General features: G+C 27.3%; 10 protein-coding genes and 1 pseudogene. All 11 read left to right on the forward strand.

The window, feature by feature from the left end; all coding sequences use genetic code 11:
- Positions 1 to 400: 400 nt before the first annotated feature.
- The 11 genes and pseudogenes from FPD38_RS05050 to FPD38_RS05100 all read left to right on the forward strand — a co-directional run bounded on the left by FPD38_RS05050 (position 401) and on the right by FPD38_RS05100 (position 17017).
- Positions 401 to 1812 (forward strand): annotated as a pseudogene (locus tag FPD38_RS05050) (PDDEXK-like family protein).
- A gap of 59 nt (positions 1813 to 1871) precedes the next feature.
- Positions 1872 to 5591, forward strand: a complete 3720-nt coding sequence (locus FPD38_RS05055; RefSeq protein WP_147555655.1) for a type IIG restriction enzyme/methyltransferase — start codon at positions 1872 to 1874, stop codon at positions 5589 to 5591.
- Positions 5591 to 7384, forward strand: coding sequence for a pentapeptide repeat-containing protein (locus FPD38_RS05060; protein WP_187153107.1), 1794 nt, complete (start codon positions 5591 to 5593; stop codon positions 7382 to 7384). Before FPD38_RS05055 ends, FPD38_RS05060 begins: the two co-directional genes overlap by 1 nt.
- Positions 7385 to 7524: 140 nt before the next feature.
- Positions 7525 to 7953, forward strand: coding sequence for a Panacea domain-containing protein (locus FPD38_RS05065; RefSeq protein ID WP_147555656.1), 429 nt, complete (start codon positions 7525 to 7527; stop codon positions 7951 to 7953).
- Positions 7943 to 8656 carry an ABC transporter permease family protein gene (locus FPD38_RS05070; RefSeq protein WP_147555657.1) on the forward strand — a complete coding sequence of 238 codons (714 nt, stop codon included), beginning with the start codon at positions 7943 to 7945 and terminating at the stop codon, positions 8654 to 8656. The genes FPD38_RS05065 and FPD38_RS05070 overlap by 11 nt, the downstream gene beginning before the upstream one ends.
- Before the next feature lie 186 nt (positions 8657 to 8842).
- A complete protein-coding gene (locus FPD38_RS05075; RefSeq protein WP_147555658.1) occupies positions 8843 to 10498 on the forward strand; it encodes an L-lactate permease in 1656 nt (551 codons plus the stop codon).
- Between the two features lie 8 nt (positions 10499 to 10506).
- On the forward strand, positions 10507 to 11244 hold the full coding sequence (locus FPD38_RS05080) for a (Fe-S)-binding protein (protein WP_147555659.1): 738 nt from the start codon (positions 10507 to 10509) through the stop codon (positions 11242 to 11244).
- Complete coding sequence (locus FPD38_RS05085) at positions 11241 to 12656, forward strand: LutB/LldF family L-lactate oxidation iron-sulfur protein (protein WP_147555660.1); 1416 nt, start codon at positions 11241 to 11243, stop codon at positions 12654 to 12656. Before FPD38_RS05080 ends, FPD38_RS05085 begins: the two co-directional genes overlap by 4 nt.
- Positions 12649 to 13299, forward strand: coding sequence for a LutC/YkgG family protein (locus FPD38_RS05090; RefSeq protein ID WP_147555661.1), 651 nt, complete (start codon positions 12649 to 12651; stop codon positions 13297 to 13299). Before FPD38_RS05085 ends, FPD38_RS05090 begins: the two co-directional genes overlap by 8 nt.
- Before the next feature lie 195 nt (positions 13300 to 13494).
- Positions 13495 to 15438 (forward strand): BCCT family transporter, encoded by a 1944-nt coding sequence (locus FPD38_RS05095; protein ID WP_147555662.1) that lies wholly within the window; start codon positions 13495 to 13497, stop codon positions 15436 to 15438.
- Between the two features lie 43 nt (positions 15439 to 15481).
- On the forward strand, positions 15482 to 17017 hold the full coding sequence (locus FPD38_RS05100) for an ABC transporter substrate-binding protein (protein WP_147555663.1): 1536 nt from the start codon (positions 15482 to 15484) through the stop codon (positions 17015 to 17017).
- Positions 17018 to 17029: the final 12 nt, after the last annotated feature.

The following is a 17029-nucleotide window of genomic DNA, read 5'->3' on the forward strand; positions in this document are numbered from 1 at the left end:
TTAGTTTGAATTAGTTTGAATTAGTTTGGCGGGTGAAAAATAAAAAAGCTTATAGATTATAGTTTTAGTTTTTTATTAGGATGTATGGTTTTTATATAGAAATGATAAAGATTATAATTAAGGTATTTTTTGGATGGGTTGTTGGTTGTTTTATTTATTTAAAGATTTTTGTTTTTTTGGTTTGTGTTATTGAAAAAAAGGGTTGTAGTAAAAAATTATCTAGTATTAGATTAAAAAATGTAAATTAGATAATTTATTTCATATATGATGTGAGATTATTGATGATTTTTATGATATGAAAAAATTAGAAAATATTTATTATAATAAATTATGTTTTTTAAATTTGTAAGATAACTTTGAAGTGATGATTATAAAAGTGTAAAGTTGTGTAAGGTGAAGCATGGAAAAATTTATTGAAAGACTACTTAAAGAAGTGTTAAATTTGAACAAGATGTAGATAATGGTTTGAGCAATATAAATATATTTAAAGCTTTGGGTGTTGAGGAGAGAGAAAATTATCATTCTAAATTTATAGCTTATTTGATTGATATAGACAAAGGGCATTATCAAAAAATTTTTGCAAAAATATTTTTAGAAAAACTTGGTAAAAGTTTAAAAAATACTGATTTTGAAAATTTAAATATAGAAGATATAAAAGGTATAGAAACAGAAGCTTGTATTAAAGATAATAGAAGAATAGATATTTTAATAATATTAAATGATAAAAGATACATCATAATAGAAAATAAAATTTATGCAAAAGATCAAAAAAATCAATTGAAAGATTATATTAATTTTATAAGAAAGAGTATTAAAAATATAGAAGATTGTTATAAAAATATATTGACTATATATTTACATCAAGATGAGTGTGCTAGCCCTAGTGATTATAGTTTAGGAAATTTTATTATAACAGAAAATTGGATTAAAGACAAAAATAAAAACAATATTAGTCATTATTTTAAGATGGACTATATGTGGATTAAAGAATGGATTTGTGAATGTATAAAAATATATGAAGAAAAATTAATCAAAAGTTAAAATTTCACGCTAGATATACAAAATATTATTTTTACTCTTAATCAATATAAAAATATTTTACAATGGTATATAACAAATGAGTATATTCAAAGAGACGATGTATTAGAATTTATTTTTAAAAAAGATACAAAAACAAAAATACAAAATTTAAACAATGCTCTGATTTTATATAGATACAATAAAAATAAATCAGAGCTTAAAAATTTAAACGAACAAGATTATAAAAAAGCCAAAAGCATCATCCAGCATAAATGGAATAGTATTTGTGAATACATAATAGAAGAATTTTTTGACAATTTAAAACATATAGAAATTAAAATAGGTAATATAATCTTTATTGGTAATAAATTAGAAGAAAATCGCGTCAATCACGGCGTATTTGCATTTTATCCTAAATTTTACAAAGATGAAAGTTTGTATCCTTGTATATATTTGTATTTTAAAAAAAGTTATTATGATACTTTTGGACTAACATTTGAAATATCAAACGATAATGATGAAGATGTAGAAAATGAAAAATATAAAGAATGTTTAAAATCATTCAAAGATACCAAAGAAGAAAATATCAGAAAGTATCAAAACCATTATTATTGTGATAAATTGATAAATAATGAAAAATTAGAAGGAGAATATGCTTTTATTTATTGGTTGATTGAAAATCAAAATTCTACAAAAGATTTTATTAAAATTTTAAATGATTTTTTTAATAAAAGCCCTATACAACAAGTGTATACAGATATTAATAAAATATTAAATTCTAAAAATATATAGTTTTTATATAAAAGCAAATTTTAGTAAAATACAAATTATTTTTTTATAAAAGGTTAATTATGTATCTTGCTTTGCTTAGTGAAAAAGATTTTTTAAATCCATATTATCGTAAAAAACAAATCACACAAAACGAATTTGATCATTTTAATAAAGCTTTATCAAAATATCTTTTAAAACTCGAACAAGCACACGAACAAAATGAAGATTATTTAGTGGCAAATGCGTTGAGTCCATTTTTAGCAAGTTTAAATTTCAAAACACACATAAAGACTAAACAAAAAGGTAAAAGTGAGATAGATTTATCTATAACAAAAGATGAGCTAAGCACAGATTTAGAAGTTTTAATAGAAGCTAAAAAGATAAATTCAAAAGAATTTATCTCTCAAACTAAGCCAAATGCAAAAGCTTTGCATGAAAGTATTTTGTATTATTTTAGAAATAGAGAGCATAGCTTTTCTTTAAAATTTATCATCATTACGGATTTTTATAAATTTTATGTATTTAGATCCAGGGATTTTGAAGAGCTTTTTTACAAAAATGCTAAATTTAAAAAACTTTTTGAAAATTTTAATAATGAAAATTCACTTTTTAAAGGCAATACAGATGAATTTTATAAAGAAGCAGCTAAGATTATAGAAGCTTCTAATGACACTTTAAAAGGCTTTTTTATAGATTTGACACCATTTAAAGATAAACAAAATTCAAATTTTAAAAATCTTTCAAGTATTTTTAAAATTTTTAACAAAGATTTTTTATTAAATGAATTTAGCCCAAATGATGCAAATTCATTAAACAATGCATTTTACAAAGAGCTTTTATATATCTTAGGACTTTGTGAGCAAAACTCAAAGGCTATCATCACTCAAAGCGAACAAAGCAAACAAGGCCAAGGCACGCTTTATTATGCTATAGAAAGCAAATTAGAAGATAAAAATTTTGAAACTATACTAAAGTTCATCATACTTTGGCTAAATAGAATTTTATTTTTAAAACTCATAGAATCAAATCTTATAAGATTTAACAACGATAAAAATTTAAAATTTTTAAATTATGAAAAAATTCCAAATTTCACCGCACTTTCTCATCTTTTCTTTGATATCCTAGCCAAAGAAAAGCAAAAAAGAAGCGAAGGTAAATTTAGCTATTTGCCTTATTTAAATTCTTCTTTATTTGAAAAACAAGATATAGAAAAATCACTCCTTTCTATAAATGCCCTAGATGATGATAGCACCTTAGAGTATTTTCCGCATACGCAGTTAAAAGATGAAAATGGCAAAAGCAAAAAAGGTAAAGTTTTATTATTAGAATATTTGTTTGAATTTTTAGATAGTTTTGATTTTGGAAGCGATGAGCAAAGCGAAGAACTTATAAAGCAAAAAGAGCTTATAAACTCAAGTGTTTTAGGAAATGTCTTTGAAAAACTAAATGGCTATAAAGAAGGTTCTTTTTATACTCCAAGTTTTATCACTTCTTATATGTGTAAAGAAAGTATTAGTAAAGTAGTGCTTGATAAATTTAATGCCAAATTTAAGTTAAATTCTACAAATTTAAATGAGTTGAAAAAAGATCTAAGGGATTTTAGAATTTCCAAAGAAGAAAAACTTGATTTGCTAAATTCCATACGCATTTGCGATCCGGCCGTAGGAAGCGGGCATTTTTTGGTTTCGGCTTTAAATTGTTTGCTTATGGTGTATTATGAGTTGAATTTATTTGAGCAAGATTTTTACCTTAGTATAGAAAATGATGAAATTTTAGTGCAAAATGAAAAAGGCGAATTTATAGAGTATAAACGCCCAAGCTTTGAAAAAGACAAAGCCCACCAAATTCAAAAAGAGCTTTTTGAGTGCAAAAAACTCATCATAGAAAACAATCTCTTTGGAGTGGATATAAATTCAAATTCATGCGAGATCACTAAGCTTCGTCTTTGGATAGAGCTTTTAAAGCATAGCTATTATCAAAGTTTTGAAAACGAGTATTATCACGATCTAAAAACCTTACCAAACATCGATATAAACATAAAATGTGGAAATTCACTCATAAGCTATTTTGATATAAACAAAAGCCTTACTCATTATCCAAACATAAAAGAGCGTATGGACAAATACAAACGCATAGTCAAAGACTACAAAGACGGCTTTTATACCGACAAAACTATGATAAGCAAAGAAATACAAAATCTCAAAACTTCTTTTAAAAATTTTTGCTTAAAAGACAAATTTGCAAAAGAGATCAAAGCCTTTACAAACGATGCAAATGAGTATTCTAAAAAATATGGCGATTTTTTAATAAATTCTTATGATGATGAGAATTTTAAAAGCTTTTTTTCGAAAAATATGTTTGAATTTGACTTTGATGAGAGCAAAGCCAAAAAAGAATTTACAAAATTAACAAAGCTTTATGAGAGCATTTTTGACTTAGAAAGTTCTCATCCTTTTGAGTGGCGTTTTGAATTTCCTGAAGTGCTAGATGAAAGTGGAAATTTCAAAGGTTTTGATCTCATCATCGGCAATCCACCTTATATAAAAGAAAACGACAATAAAGAAGTTTTTACAAATACAAAAAATTTAAGAACATATCAAGGTAAAATGGATATTTGGTATCATTTTGTAGGGCGTGGATTTGATGTTTTAAAGGAAAATGCAAATTTATCTTTTATAGCTACAAATAATTGGATAACAAATCAAGGTGCTAAAAAATTACGCAATATAATTTTAGAAGAATCACAAATTTTAAATCTTATTGATTTTAGCTCTTTTATGGTTTTTGATTCTGCTAGCATACAAACTATGATAATGGAATTTAAAAAGACTAAACCACCTAAAAACTATAATTTTCATTTTGCAAAAATTATAACCCAAACTCCAGATTATGAAGATGCTATAGCTCTTTTAAATAATGAAAATTCTCAAAACAATGAAATACTCGATATAAATTTCACCCCAAAAAATTTCATAGATAAGACTTTAAATTTTGTAAAAAGTGATTATGATGGATTGTTTGAAAAAATTCAAAAATATGGAAAATTTTATCTTGATGAAAAAGAAGTGGCACAAGGGATAGTTCCAGCTATAGATGAGGCTTTTATTATAAAAGACAAAGATATTTTTTCTGAAAAGGAGCAATGTTTTATAAAAGAATATTATACGGGATTGAGTGGAAAATTTTATTCTGATTTTACTGATAAATATTTAATTTATTTATCTAAAAAAAATTACTCTGGAAATTTAGATGATTTGCCTAATTTAAAACAACATTTTAAAAAATATAAAGAAATATTGAAAGAATCTAAAATTAAATATAAAACTCCAAACAAACCATATTTTTATTTACATAGGGAACGAGAAGAAAAATTTTTTAAAAAAGGTGAAAAAATTATTTCACAAGTTAGGTGTATAGAGCCTATTTTTGCATATTCTAATGAAAATTTTTATGGTTCTAGGGCATTATTTTTTATTCAGACCTATAGAATTAATTTGAAATATTTAACAGGACTTTTAAATTCTAAACTTATAGCATTTTGGCTTAAACATAAAGGAAAAATACAAGGAAATCTATTTAAAATTGATAAAGAGCCTTTGCTAAATATTCCTATAGTAGATATAAATTCCAAAAATGAAAAATTAGTAAATGAGCTAGCAAGTTTAGTCGATGAAATTTTAAAAGCCAAAGAGCAAAATAAAAACGCAAACACCCAAGAACAAGAAAACAAAATAAACTCTATAGTTTATAAACTTTACAACCTAACCGAAGAAGAAATAAAAATCATTGAAGGAAAGTGATGGATTTAGTAAGTAGTTTTTTATCTAAAAAAAATATCAATAATGAAGAAGATATAAAATTTGAAAATTATATAAAAGGTGAAGCAAAGTTAAATAGTGAAAAACAATATATTATAGAAGGTATTTGTTATTTTGATGGAAATAAAGATAATTTTAAGCGACACTATAATGCCAATAACAATTTAAAAATATCTTTAAAAGATATGATTTTTAAAGAGAATTTAGCTTTTGATAATGTTGAACGACTAGATTTAACAATTGAAGATAATGTCGAAATTGATATGTTGCATATTAATAATTGTAATGAATTAACTTTAAAATTTAATGGGAAAGTTAAAGTTATAAATAAAATTAGCATTAATGGATGTAAAAAAATTAAACAAATATCTATCAATAATCATATAGATGGAAATATTGAATTTCAAAAGTGTGAATTCGATGAATTTAATTTATGTGATTATGCAAAACCTACTATTTATGGAAATTTTATATTTGCTTTTTGCAATATTAAAAAAGTAGCTGATTTTATGAATTTTGATTTTAAAAATAGAGTCAGTTTTAAAATGTCTAAATTTAAAGATAATGTTTATTTTAACAACTCTCATTTTAAAGATTATGTTGATTTTCACGAGTGTGAATTTGAAAAGACAGCTTGTTTTTATGGGGTTACATTTGATAAAGCTCCGAATTTTTCTCAAGTTATTTTCAAAGGAAATTTAAATGCTGTAAATACAAATCTAAATTTTACTTTTAAAAATTTAGAAAACAAAATTACGCAAGAGTGTGAAGATTTTAATAAAGGCAAAAACGAGCAAGATAAAAAATCTTTAGACAAATTTGCAAATGATTTTAGAGATTCTTTTAGGACTTTTAAAAGTGCTTTGATAAAAGATAATAATGCTTTAGATGCTTCAAATTTTCATAAATATGAACTTTATTGCAAAGAGATAGAGTTAAAACAAAATTGGTATAAAAAAGGTATAGAACCACAAAATCAGCAAGATTTAGAAAAAAATACTTGGAGAGTTAAGGAACTTTCGGATTTTTTACTTTTAGGATTTTACAGAAAACTTTGCGATCATCATACTGATTTTTTAAGAGTTTTTAATAATTTTGTATTATTGATAGCTTTATATGCTTTATTTGTTTTTGGTTTTACTTGGCTTCATTATGATAAACTTGAAGATACAAGAGCTATTTTAACTTTATATGGCTTTTTAGATAATTTTAAATCGTGTATTGACGGTGTAATAGCTTTGTTTATGATTTTAGGATGTGTTTTTACATTGCATAAAATCGATAAAAATAATTATTTTGAAATTAATTTTTGTAATTTTTTAAGATATACAAAAAATAAATTATTAAAAGGTTTTAAAATAGTAATATGTGATATACAGCTGTTATTAGAAAGTATGTTTTTTGCATTATTTTTTACTAGTGTATTTTATATTTTTCTTGGAGGATTTGCTGAAAAATTTTTAAATTTAGGTAATGATTTTAAATACTCTTTGTCCATAAATATTTTGTTTGTTAGTTTATATGTGTCTTTAATTTGCACCAAATCTTTAATTTGTAAACATATAATTATTATTATTTCTTATGCAATAGTTTTAATCACAATTATTAATAAACCTAGTATAATCCACCCTTTAATAGGAAAAATTATTGATGATGCTGAAAAACTTTATTATCCAAGTTTGATAGTGTTAAATATATTTTATACTATACTTATAGGTTTAATCCTTTTCTCACTCCAAAAAACCGCACGAAAAAATTCCATCGTGCCAAGTTAGAAAATATAAAAATGGAAAAACAATAATTCAAGATGAAATAAAACAATAATAGGTGTTTAAATTTATATATGTTATACTTTAAACAATTGATTAGGATTTATATGTCGATATGATTAATAAAACAAACTAAAGGAGTAACAATGGTTAATGCTTTAGATTTAGCAAAATATATTCTTTATAAATCAGATAAAGATTTGAGTAATTTAGAACTACAAAAAACTTTATATTTTACAGAACTTGATTATATTAAAAAATTTGATAAACATCTTATTAATGATGATTTTGAAGCTTGGAAGTATGGTCCTGTTGCTAGAGATGTTTATTGCGAATATAGAAATTATGGGGCTAATTCTATAGATAAACCTAACGATGAAATTCAATTAAATCTTGATAATGATGAATTGGAAATAATTAATACTTCGATTAAAAAATGCAATAAACAATCTTATTGGATTCTTGTTGAAAAAAGTCATAGAAAAGGTGGAGCGTGGGAGCAGAGTTTTAAAGAAAATAAAAAGGAAGTTATCAATAAGGAATTAATAAAACAAGAAGCCAAAAATGAGTTTTAAAAAAGAACACAAGGAGCTAAAAGTAATTATAGAAAAAATATATAATGAGCAAAGCTTAGAAAGTAGTTGTGATGACATTGTAGAAAAGTTAATCACAATTTATAAAACAGAATATAAGCATAAGTATTCAGAGCTTACGACGATAATATTAAATATTACAAAAAGCGATAGAGAACAAGATTTGATGACATTAGCTCAAAATGTTAGAATGCTTGAAGAAAAATTAGATAACAAAACTTGCGATGAGTGTATTAAAGAAAAAATTAAAGATTTTTATGATCATATTAATTTGGAGTGTGTCAGGTTACAAGATTCTGATGGTAAAATAAAAAAGATAAAAGATGAATATAATGAGCTTTATAAAAATTACAATAATATAAAAGATAACCTTAGTAAGCAACAAACTCAATATATTACTATTTTAGGTATTTTTGCTTCTATTGTTTTGACTTTTGTTAGCGGTTTGGTTTTTTCAACTTCTGTATTATCAAATATAGATAAAGTAAGTATTTTTAGATTAATTTTTACTATGGCTTTTATAGCTTTTTTTGTAGGAAATATTCTTTACTCTTTGTTTGCTTTTCTTTTAAAAATTTCTTCAATATATAGTTATAAAAGTAATATTTACATTTATATTTTTAATTTAATTATATTTTTAATTATGCTTATTGATTTTTGTTTTTATTTGTATTGTTTTTATTAAAAATTCCATAGTGCCAAGCTAATTTTTATAATTAGCTTGTTTCTTTTTATCGCTATAAATTTAAATTAGCTTTTGCAAATGTTACTCTTATACTCATATATTATTAAATCTTTTCCCATGAAAAACACTTAAAAACCAAATATTTGTTAAGATGAATTCAAATTACTTAAATTTGAAAGGAAAAGTATGTGGCAACAAATCTATGATCCATTTAACAATATCATCTTAAGCGCTTTAGTAGCGTTTTTACCTATATTGTGCTTTTTAATTTCTCTTGTATTTTTAAAGCTTAAAGGCTATCAAGCAGCATTTTTGACACTTATTTTATCAGCTTTGATAGCTTTGTTTGCTTATGGCATGCCTTTGTCTTTGCTAGGGGCAAGTTTTATACAAGGCTTTGCTAATGGCATTTGGCCTATAGCTTGGATTATCATTGCAGCTATATTTTTATATAAGCTTTCTATCAAATCAGGTTCTTTTGAGATCATAAAACAAAGCGTGATGAGTATCACTCCAGATCATAGAATTCAAGTGATTTTGATAGGTTTTTGTTTTGGTTCTTTTTTAGAAGGTGCTATAGGTTTTGGCGGGCCTGTTGCTATCACAGCAGCTTTATTAGTGGGGCTTGGGTTAAAGCCTTTATACGCAGCAGGGCTTTGTCTTATAGCAAATACCGCTCCAGTAGCCTTTGGAGCCGTTGGAATTCCTATTATAGCTATGAGTAATTTAGTAGGTATAGAACAGCATTCGGTTTCAGCTATGGTAGGTAGAATGCTTGTGCCACTTAGCTTAAGCATACCATTTTTTATAGTATTTTTAATGGATGGTATAAAAGGTGTTAAAGAAACTTTCCCAGCTATCTTAGTAGCGACTGTATCTTTTACTGCTACACAATTTCTAAGCTCAAATCACTTAGGAGCAGAATTACCAGATATCATTTCGGCTGTAGTTTCATTATCTATTACGACTATATTTTTAAAATTTTGGAAACCAAAAAATATCTTTAGATTAGATGATGTAAAAGATTTTGACAACACACAAAAGTTAGAATTTAAAAAAGTGCTTTTGGCTTGGACGCCATTTATACTTTTAATCATTTGTATCATTATATGGACTCAACCTTGGTTTAAAGCTTTATTTGCTAAAGATGGAATCTTAAATTTCATGCAATTTAGTATAAAATTTAACGAAACATTAGGCTCTATCGTAAGTCCTGATATAGTTAATCCACAAAATACAAAAACCATGATCCCATCACACACCATAGACTTAGTAGCTCAAGCAGGAACGGCTATCTTGCTTGCTGCTTTGATGAGTATAGTGGTATTAAAAATTAAACTAAATGACGCAAGTGAGTGTTTTTGGGAAACTTTAAAAGATATGGCTATTCCTTGCTTTACCATAGGTTTGGTTGTAGCTTTTGCTTTTATAGCCAAAAACAGCGGTATGAGCACTACTTTAGGTCTTGCTTTTGCAAATACAGGCGATGCTTATGCATTTTTCTCACCTATTATAGGCTGGATAGGGGTATTTTTAACTGGTTCAGATACTAGCTCGAATTTGCTTTTTGGAACTTTACAGCAAGTTAGCGCTCAAAAACTTGGCGTTTCTGAAGCTTTATTTTTAGCAGCAAATTCAGTAGGTGGGGTAGTAGGAAAAATGATATCTCCGCAAAGTATAGCAGTAGCTTGTGCGGCTGTTGGACTTGTAGGAAGAGAATCAGAGTTGTTTAGATTTACTTTAAAATACTCTATTGCTTTTGTAGTTTTAATAGGAATTTGGACCTTTGTTATAGCGTTTTTCTTAAGCGGTATAATACCTGATGTTATAACTTTAAAATAAGGCTAAAAATGAAAAAGGTGTATTTATTTGCTACTTGTTTGGGTAGTGCTATCATGCAAGAAAGCGTGTTGAGTGCTGTTAGACTTTTAAGAAGAGAAGGGGTTGAGGTGATTTTTAAAAAGCAGCAAACTTGCTGCTCTCAACCTTCTTTTAATTCAGGATATTTCAAAGAAAGTAAAAGCATAGCTTTGCATAATATAAAATTATTTGACAAAGATTATCCTATAATCGTTCCAAGTGGATCCTGTGCGGGGATGATGAGCCATGATTATTTAGAGCTTTTTAAGGATGATGAAAATTATACTTTGGTAAAAGATTTTAGTTCAAGGGTAATCGAACTAAGTCAGTATTTAGATAATGTTTTAAAAGTGGAGTATGAGGATAAAGGCGAACCACTAAAAGTTACTTGGCATTCTAATTGTCATGCTTTAAGAATTCAAAAATGTATCGATGCGAGTAAAAATTTGATTAAAAGATTAAAAAATGTAGAATTAGTGCCTTTAGAATTTGAAGAAGAATGCTGCGGATTTGGTGGAACTTTTTCAGTAAAAGAGCCTCAAATTTCAGATGCTATGGTAAGAGAAAAAATTAAAGATATCCAAAATACAGGTGCTAAGTATGTATTAAGTTCAGATGGTGGATGTTTGATGAATATCGTAGGAACCATGCAAAAAATGGGACTTGATATCAAAGGTATGCATTTGTATAGTTTTTTAAACAAGCGTCTTGAAGGAGCTATGATATGAAAGTAGCACACGAACAAATCGTAGATATAAAAATCCATGATACTCAAATGAGAGAAAATTTAAGATCAGCTATGCATACTTTGCAAAAAAATCGCTTAAAAGTTATAGATGAAAAATTTAACGATTGGCAAGGTTTAAGATCTAAAGCAAAACAAGCTAAAAACAATGCTTTATCAACTCTACACGATAGACTTTTAGAATTTGAAAAAAATGCTAGTAAAAATGGCATAAAAGTGCATTGGGCTAGTTCTGACATTGATGCTTGTGAGATTATATATGAATTAATGCTTGAAAAAAATGTGAGTAAAATTTTAAAAGGTAAGTCTATGGCTAGTGAAGAAATAGGCTTAAATCATTATTTAGAAGCTAAAGGGCTTAAAGCTATAGAAACAGATTTAGGCGAGCTTATACTTCAGTTAAATGATGAAACTCCGGTCCATATAGTGGTACCAGCTGTGCATAAAAATCGCTATGAGATTGGTAAAATTTTTCAAGAAAAATTAGGAGCAAATTTAGAAAATGAGCCAGAAAAACTAAATGCTATAGCTAGAAAACATTTAAGAGATGAATTTGAAGGGCTTAAAATGGGACTTAGCGGGGTTAATTTTGCTATGTCTAAAGAAGGTGCTTTTTGGCTTATAGAAAATGAAGGTAATGGCAGAATGTGCACTACAGCAAGCGATATACATGTAGCACTTTGTGGCATAGAAAAAGTGATGGAAAGCTTTGAAGATGCTGCTACTATGGTATCTTTGCTTACTCCTTCAGCTACAGGGCAATTTATACCAACTTATAATAACATCATAACAGGTCCTAGGAAAAATGGAGACTTAGATGGTCCTAAAGAAGTGCATATAATACTTTTTGATCACAATAGAAGTAAAATGCTAAATGATAAAGACTATTATGAAGCTTTGCGTTGTATAAGATGCGGCGCTTGTATGAATTTTTGTCCAGTGTATGATAAAATAGGTGGTCACACTTATCAAAGCGTGTATCCAGGCCCCATAGGAGAGGTTATAAGTCCTAATCTTTTCGGTATGCAAGAAAATGGAGATATACTTACTTTTTGTTCTTTATGCGGAAGATGTTCTGAAGTTTGTCCAGTAAAAATTCCACTTGCTGATTTAATAAGAAAACTAAGAGCAGCAAAAATAGGTCAAGGAAGCTTTGGAAGTGAAAATCCAAACAAACTAGAAGCTATGAGCTTTAAAGCTTTTGAAAAAGCCGCTACTTCTCCAAAAATTTGGCAATTTACTATATCTAATTTGCATAAATTTAATTGGTTCTTGCAAAAAAGTAAAAATTCTTTGCCTGTAGTAAAAAAATGGAGTGCTTATAAGGAATTCCCGGAGGTGAAAATGAATTTATACCAAGAACTTGAAAACATTGAAGGAGTAAAATGTGAGTAAGATTGATGAAATTTCTTCAAAAAGTAAAAAAATTATTTTAGATAAAATCAAAAACGCCCAAATAGATATTGAAAAAATTCCAACTATAGATCCTATAGAGCATATCAAAACAAGTCAAAATATGCTTGAAGAATTAAAAGAAAAAATGCAAGCAAATAAATATATAGTCGAAGAATGCACCAAAGAAAATTTAGAAAAAACGATAAATAAAATCGTTTCAAGTTATGGTTATAAAACTTGCATTTATCCAAGTAAATTAGATATAGATATCGAAAAAATTGATGCTGAAAAAAAGACTTGTTTTGATCAAGAGGTTGAAAATTTAAGACAAGAGCTTTTTCATAGTGATTTTTCTATCATCCAAGCAAGGCTTGGAGTGAGTTCTCATGGGGTTGCTTTAGTAACTTCAAGTAAAGATCAGCCTAGAATGCTTTCTTTAGCACCTATGCTTTGTATGGTGTTGCTTAAAAAAGAAAATGTGGTAAAGAGTTTAAGCGAGGCTTTAAATTTGGTTAAAAAAGAAAATGAAATTCTACCGAGTAATATTTTATTTATAGCAGGACCATCAAGAACAGCTGATATAGAACTTGTAACAGTTTTTGGAGTCCATGGATCACAAAAGGTGCATGTAATATTTTATTAATTTATTTAGAATTCGCATTTTTGTGAATTCTAAAATTATTTTTTTAATTCTAAAAATGTATTTTTCAATTTATAAAACTTATAGTTTGTATTTTATTATCTTTTTATTAGTTTTATTAATTTAGTTGAGTTTAAGAAAATTTTTGACATATTAAAAAATATTAACTTAAAATTTAAAACTATAAAAAGGAAAATTATGTTTAAAACTAGTTTTAAAAAAGCAGTATTTTTACCAAGTATCTGCACTATAGTGCTTTTAAGTATTAGCTGTATTTTCTTACCTAAACTTACAAATGATTTTATTAGTCATATTAAAAGCGTAATTTTTGTAAATTTTTCATGGTTTTATATATTAAGTGCGAGTTTTTTTGTAAGTTTTATGTTGGTGCTTGCATTTTCTAAAATGGGCGATATTAAATTAGGTGATGATAATGAAAAACCTCATTTTAAATTTACTTCTTGGCTTGCTATGCTTTTTGCGACGGGAATGGGTGTAGGGCTTATGTATTTTGGAGTGGCTGAACCGCTTATACATAAAAAAATCTTAAAAATAAATGACGAAGAAGCCATGCTGCATACTATTTTTCATTGGGGAATTCATCCATGGGCTATTTATGGAGTGTGTGCATTGGCTATGGCTTATTTTGGCTTTAGGTATAAAATGCCTCTTAGCTTGCGTAGTGCTTTTTATCCACTTTTAAAAGAAAAAATTTATGGTTTTTGGGGAAATTTGGTTGATATTTTAGCTTTAATTGTGACTGTTTTTGGGATTAGCACTACTCTTGGTTATAGTGCTTCTCAACTCAATGCAGGTTTTTTAAATTTAGGTATTTTAAATGAGCAAAATTTTTTAGAACAAAGCGTGATTATAATCATAATCATCTCTTTGGCTACTTTATCATCTATTAGTGGTTTAACTAAAGGTTTAAAGATTTTAAGTGAAGTGAATTTGGTTTTTGCAATGTGCTTAATGTTTTTTGTGCTTTTTTCAACTAACACCATTCAAATTCTTTCGCAATTTAGTTCCAATATTGGCAATTATTTACAAAATTTAATTGTTTTGAGTTTTAAAACTTATTATTATGAAAAAGAACATATAGAATGGTTTAATAACTGGACTATTTATTATTGGGCTTGGTGGCTTAGCTGGGCACCTTTTGTAGGTTTTTTCATTGCTAAAATTTCACGCGGTAGAACGATAAGAGAATTTATCTTTGGTGTTCTTGTAGTGCCTACTAGTTTTAATATGCTTTGGTTTAGTGTTTTTGGCAATAGTGCTTTAAATTTTAGCGATATTTTAAGTCCATTTACTTCAGCGCCTGAAAGTTTGCTTTTTTATTTTTTACAAAATTTTTCTTTTTCTTATCTTAGTTCTTTGCTTGCGCTTTTAGTTTTGGCTTTGTTTTTTATTACTTCAGCAGATAGCGGGATATTTGTGTTAAATTCTTTAAGTAGCGGTGGAGTCCATGAGTCATATAAATGGCAAAATATCCTTTGGGGTTTTGTGCTTGCACTTTTAGCTACTTCTTTGCTGTATTCAGGTGGTTTAGGAGCTATTTTAAGCATCACTATGATTGTGGCTTTACCTTTTGCATTTTTGCTTTGTTTGATGTGTTTTTCATTGCTTAAAGGTTTGATTGTGGATGTAAATTATTCTTTAACTAAGCTTAGTCAAAGTAGTGTTTATTTTTCAGGAGAATTTTGGCAAGAAAGACTTGCTAGAATTTTAAAACAAAGTAAGGAACAAGATATACAAAAATTTTTAAATACCCGGGTTAAAGGTGCTATGCAATTACTTAGTCAAAGTCTTAAAGATTATGGTTTAAAAACACAAATTATTCACAAAAAATCAAGTATTAGTTTGATTATCAAAAAAGAATTTGCTAAAGATTTTATTTATGGGGTGCAAATAGTAAAAAAACAAGCAAGTCAAAGCATTATAGATGATAAATTTATACCAACTTATTCTAAAGAATTTATTTTTGAACCACAAACTTTTTTTGTTGATTCGCGTAATGGCTATAATATAGAGTATTTAAATGAGCAAGAAATCATCGTAGATATACTTAAGCAATATGAGAGATATTTACAACTTTTGTTTGATGACAAAAATGAAATTTTTACCAAATCTTATGATTAAAAAGCGTTATAATAGTATTTTATTTTAACAAGAAAGGTTTTGTATGTTGAGATTTTTTATGATGCTTTTTTGTGCGATGAGTCTTTTTGCCACTACACCAAAAGATGCAATCGTTATCGCGGTTGAAAATGAGCCAGAGCGTATCAATCCACTTTTTAGCGAAGATCACGATGTGGCTATAGGACTTGTATTCTCAGGGCTTACGCGCTTTGATGAGAAAATGAATTTAGCACCCGATCTTGCTAGTTCTTGGAAAGTGAGCAAAGATGGACTTGAGTATGAATTTACTTTAAGAGATGATGTATTATGGCACGATGGAGTTAAATTTAACGCTAAAGATGTGGAATTTAGTATCAATGCTTTAAAAGATGAAAAATTAAATTCTCCTTCAAAGGTAAATTTTGACGCAGTTAAAGAAGTAAAGATTATAGATGATTATCATATAAAAATCATTTTATCTAAACCCTTCCCTCCTTTTTTAGATGCTTTAAGTATAGGAATTTTGCCAAAACATTTGCTTGAAAACGAAAATTTAAACACTGCAAAATTTAATCAAAATCCTATAGGAACAGGCTCGTATAAATTAAAACAATGGAAACAAGGTCAATATATGATCTTAGAAGCAAATGAAAATTATTATCTAAGCAAGGTAAAAACTCCAAAACTTATACTAAAACACATTAAAGATCCTAGTGTGAGTGCTATTGAGCTTAAAAATGAAACTATAGATGTGGCTTTGGTTGATTTTTCTTTGGCTTCAAGTTTTCAAAATGATAAAAATTTTAAAATGATTCAAATGCCATCAGCTGATTATCGTGCTTTGATGTTTAATCTTAATAATGAATTTTTTAAAGACCCAAAGGTTCGTTTAGCACTAAATTATGCTATTGATAAAAAAGCTATAGTAGATACTCTTTTACACTCTTTTGGAAGCGTGGCAAATCATCCTTTAGAAAAATCATGGGCAAATCCCGATAAATTTGCTACTTATCATTACGATCTAAAAAAAGCAAATGAGCTTTTAAAACAAGCTGGTTTTGTAAAAAACAAAAATGGCATTTTAGAAAAAAATGGCAAAGAATTTAGTTTTCAAATGTATGCAATGAGCAATGATCCACTAAGAGCTGCTTTGGTAAATATCTTACGAAGTGAATTTTTAAAACTAGGTATTAAAGCTCAAGCCATAGCTAAACCAAGTGGAAGTTTTGACTATACCAAGATAGATAGTTTTTTGATAGGTTGGGGAAGCCCTTATGATCCTGATTTTCACACCTTTAGAGTTTTTGCAAGTTCTGAAGATGCTGCTTTAAATTCAAGCGGGTGGAATTTTGGACATTATCAAAATGCTAAAGTAGATAAAGCTTTACTTGATGCTAGAAATTCATTAGATATAAATCAAAGAAAAAAACATTACAAGGAATTTATCCAAGCTTTGCATGAAGATCCTGCGTTTTTATTTATAGCTTATATTGATTATCCTTTAGTTTTTAGAGCAAATATCAGCGGTATAAAATCACATGTTTTAGGCCATCATGGGGTTGGTTTTACATGGAATGCTTACGAGTGGAGCAAAAACTAAGTGCTACAACTC

This window comes from Campylobacter volucris (assembly GCF_008011665.1).
Lineage (GTDB): Bacteria > Campylobacterota > Campylobacteria > Campylobacterales > Campylobacteraceae > Campylobacter_D > Campylobacter_D volucris_A.

Excerpts from the sequence above, each read along its gene's own strand:
- FPD38_RS05055 (WP_147555655.1), top strand. The coding sequence starts at position 1,872 with ATGTATCTTGCTTTGCTTAGTGAAAAAGATTTTTTAAATCCATATTAT.
- FPD38_RS05060 (WP_187153107.1), top strand. The coding sequence starts at position 5,591 with ATGGATTTAGTAAGTAGTTTTTTATCTAAAAAAAATATCAATAATGAA.
- FPD38_RS05065 (WP_147555656.1), top strand. The coding sequence starts at position 7,525 with ATGGTTAATGCTTTAGATTTAGCAAAATATATTCTTTATAAATCAGAT.
- FPD38_RS05070 (WP_147555657.1), top strand. The coding sequence starts at position 7,943 with ATGAGTTTTAAAAAAGAACACAAGGAGCTAAAAGTAATTATAGAAAAA.
- FPD38_RS05075 (WP_147555658.1), top strand. The coding sequence starts at position 8,843 with ATGTGGCAACAAATCTATGATCCATTTAACAATATCATCTTAAGCGCT.
- FPD38_RS05080 (WP_147555659.1), top strand. The coding sequence starts at position 10,507 with ATGAAAAAGGTGTATTTATTTGCTACTTGTTTGGGTAGTGCTATCATG.
- FPD38_RS05085 (WP_147555660.1), top strand. The coding sequence starts at position 11,241 with ATGAAAGTAGCACACGAACAAATCGTAGATATAAAAATCCATGATACT.
- FPD38_RS05095 (WP_147555662.1), top strand. The coding sequence starts at position 13,495 with ATGTTTAAAACTAGTTTTAAAAAAGCAGTATTTTTACCAAGTATCTGC.
- FPD38_RS05100 (WP_147555663.1), top strand. The coding sequence starts at position 15,482 with ATGTTGAGATTTTTTATGATGCTTTTTTGTGCGATGAGTCTTTTTGCC.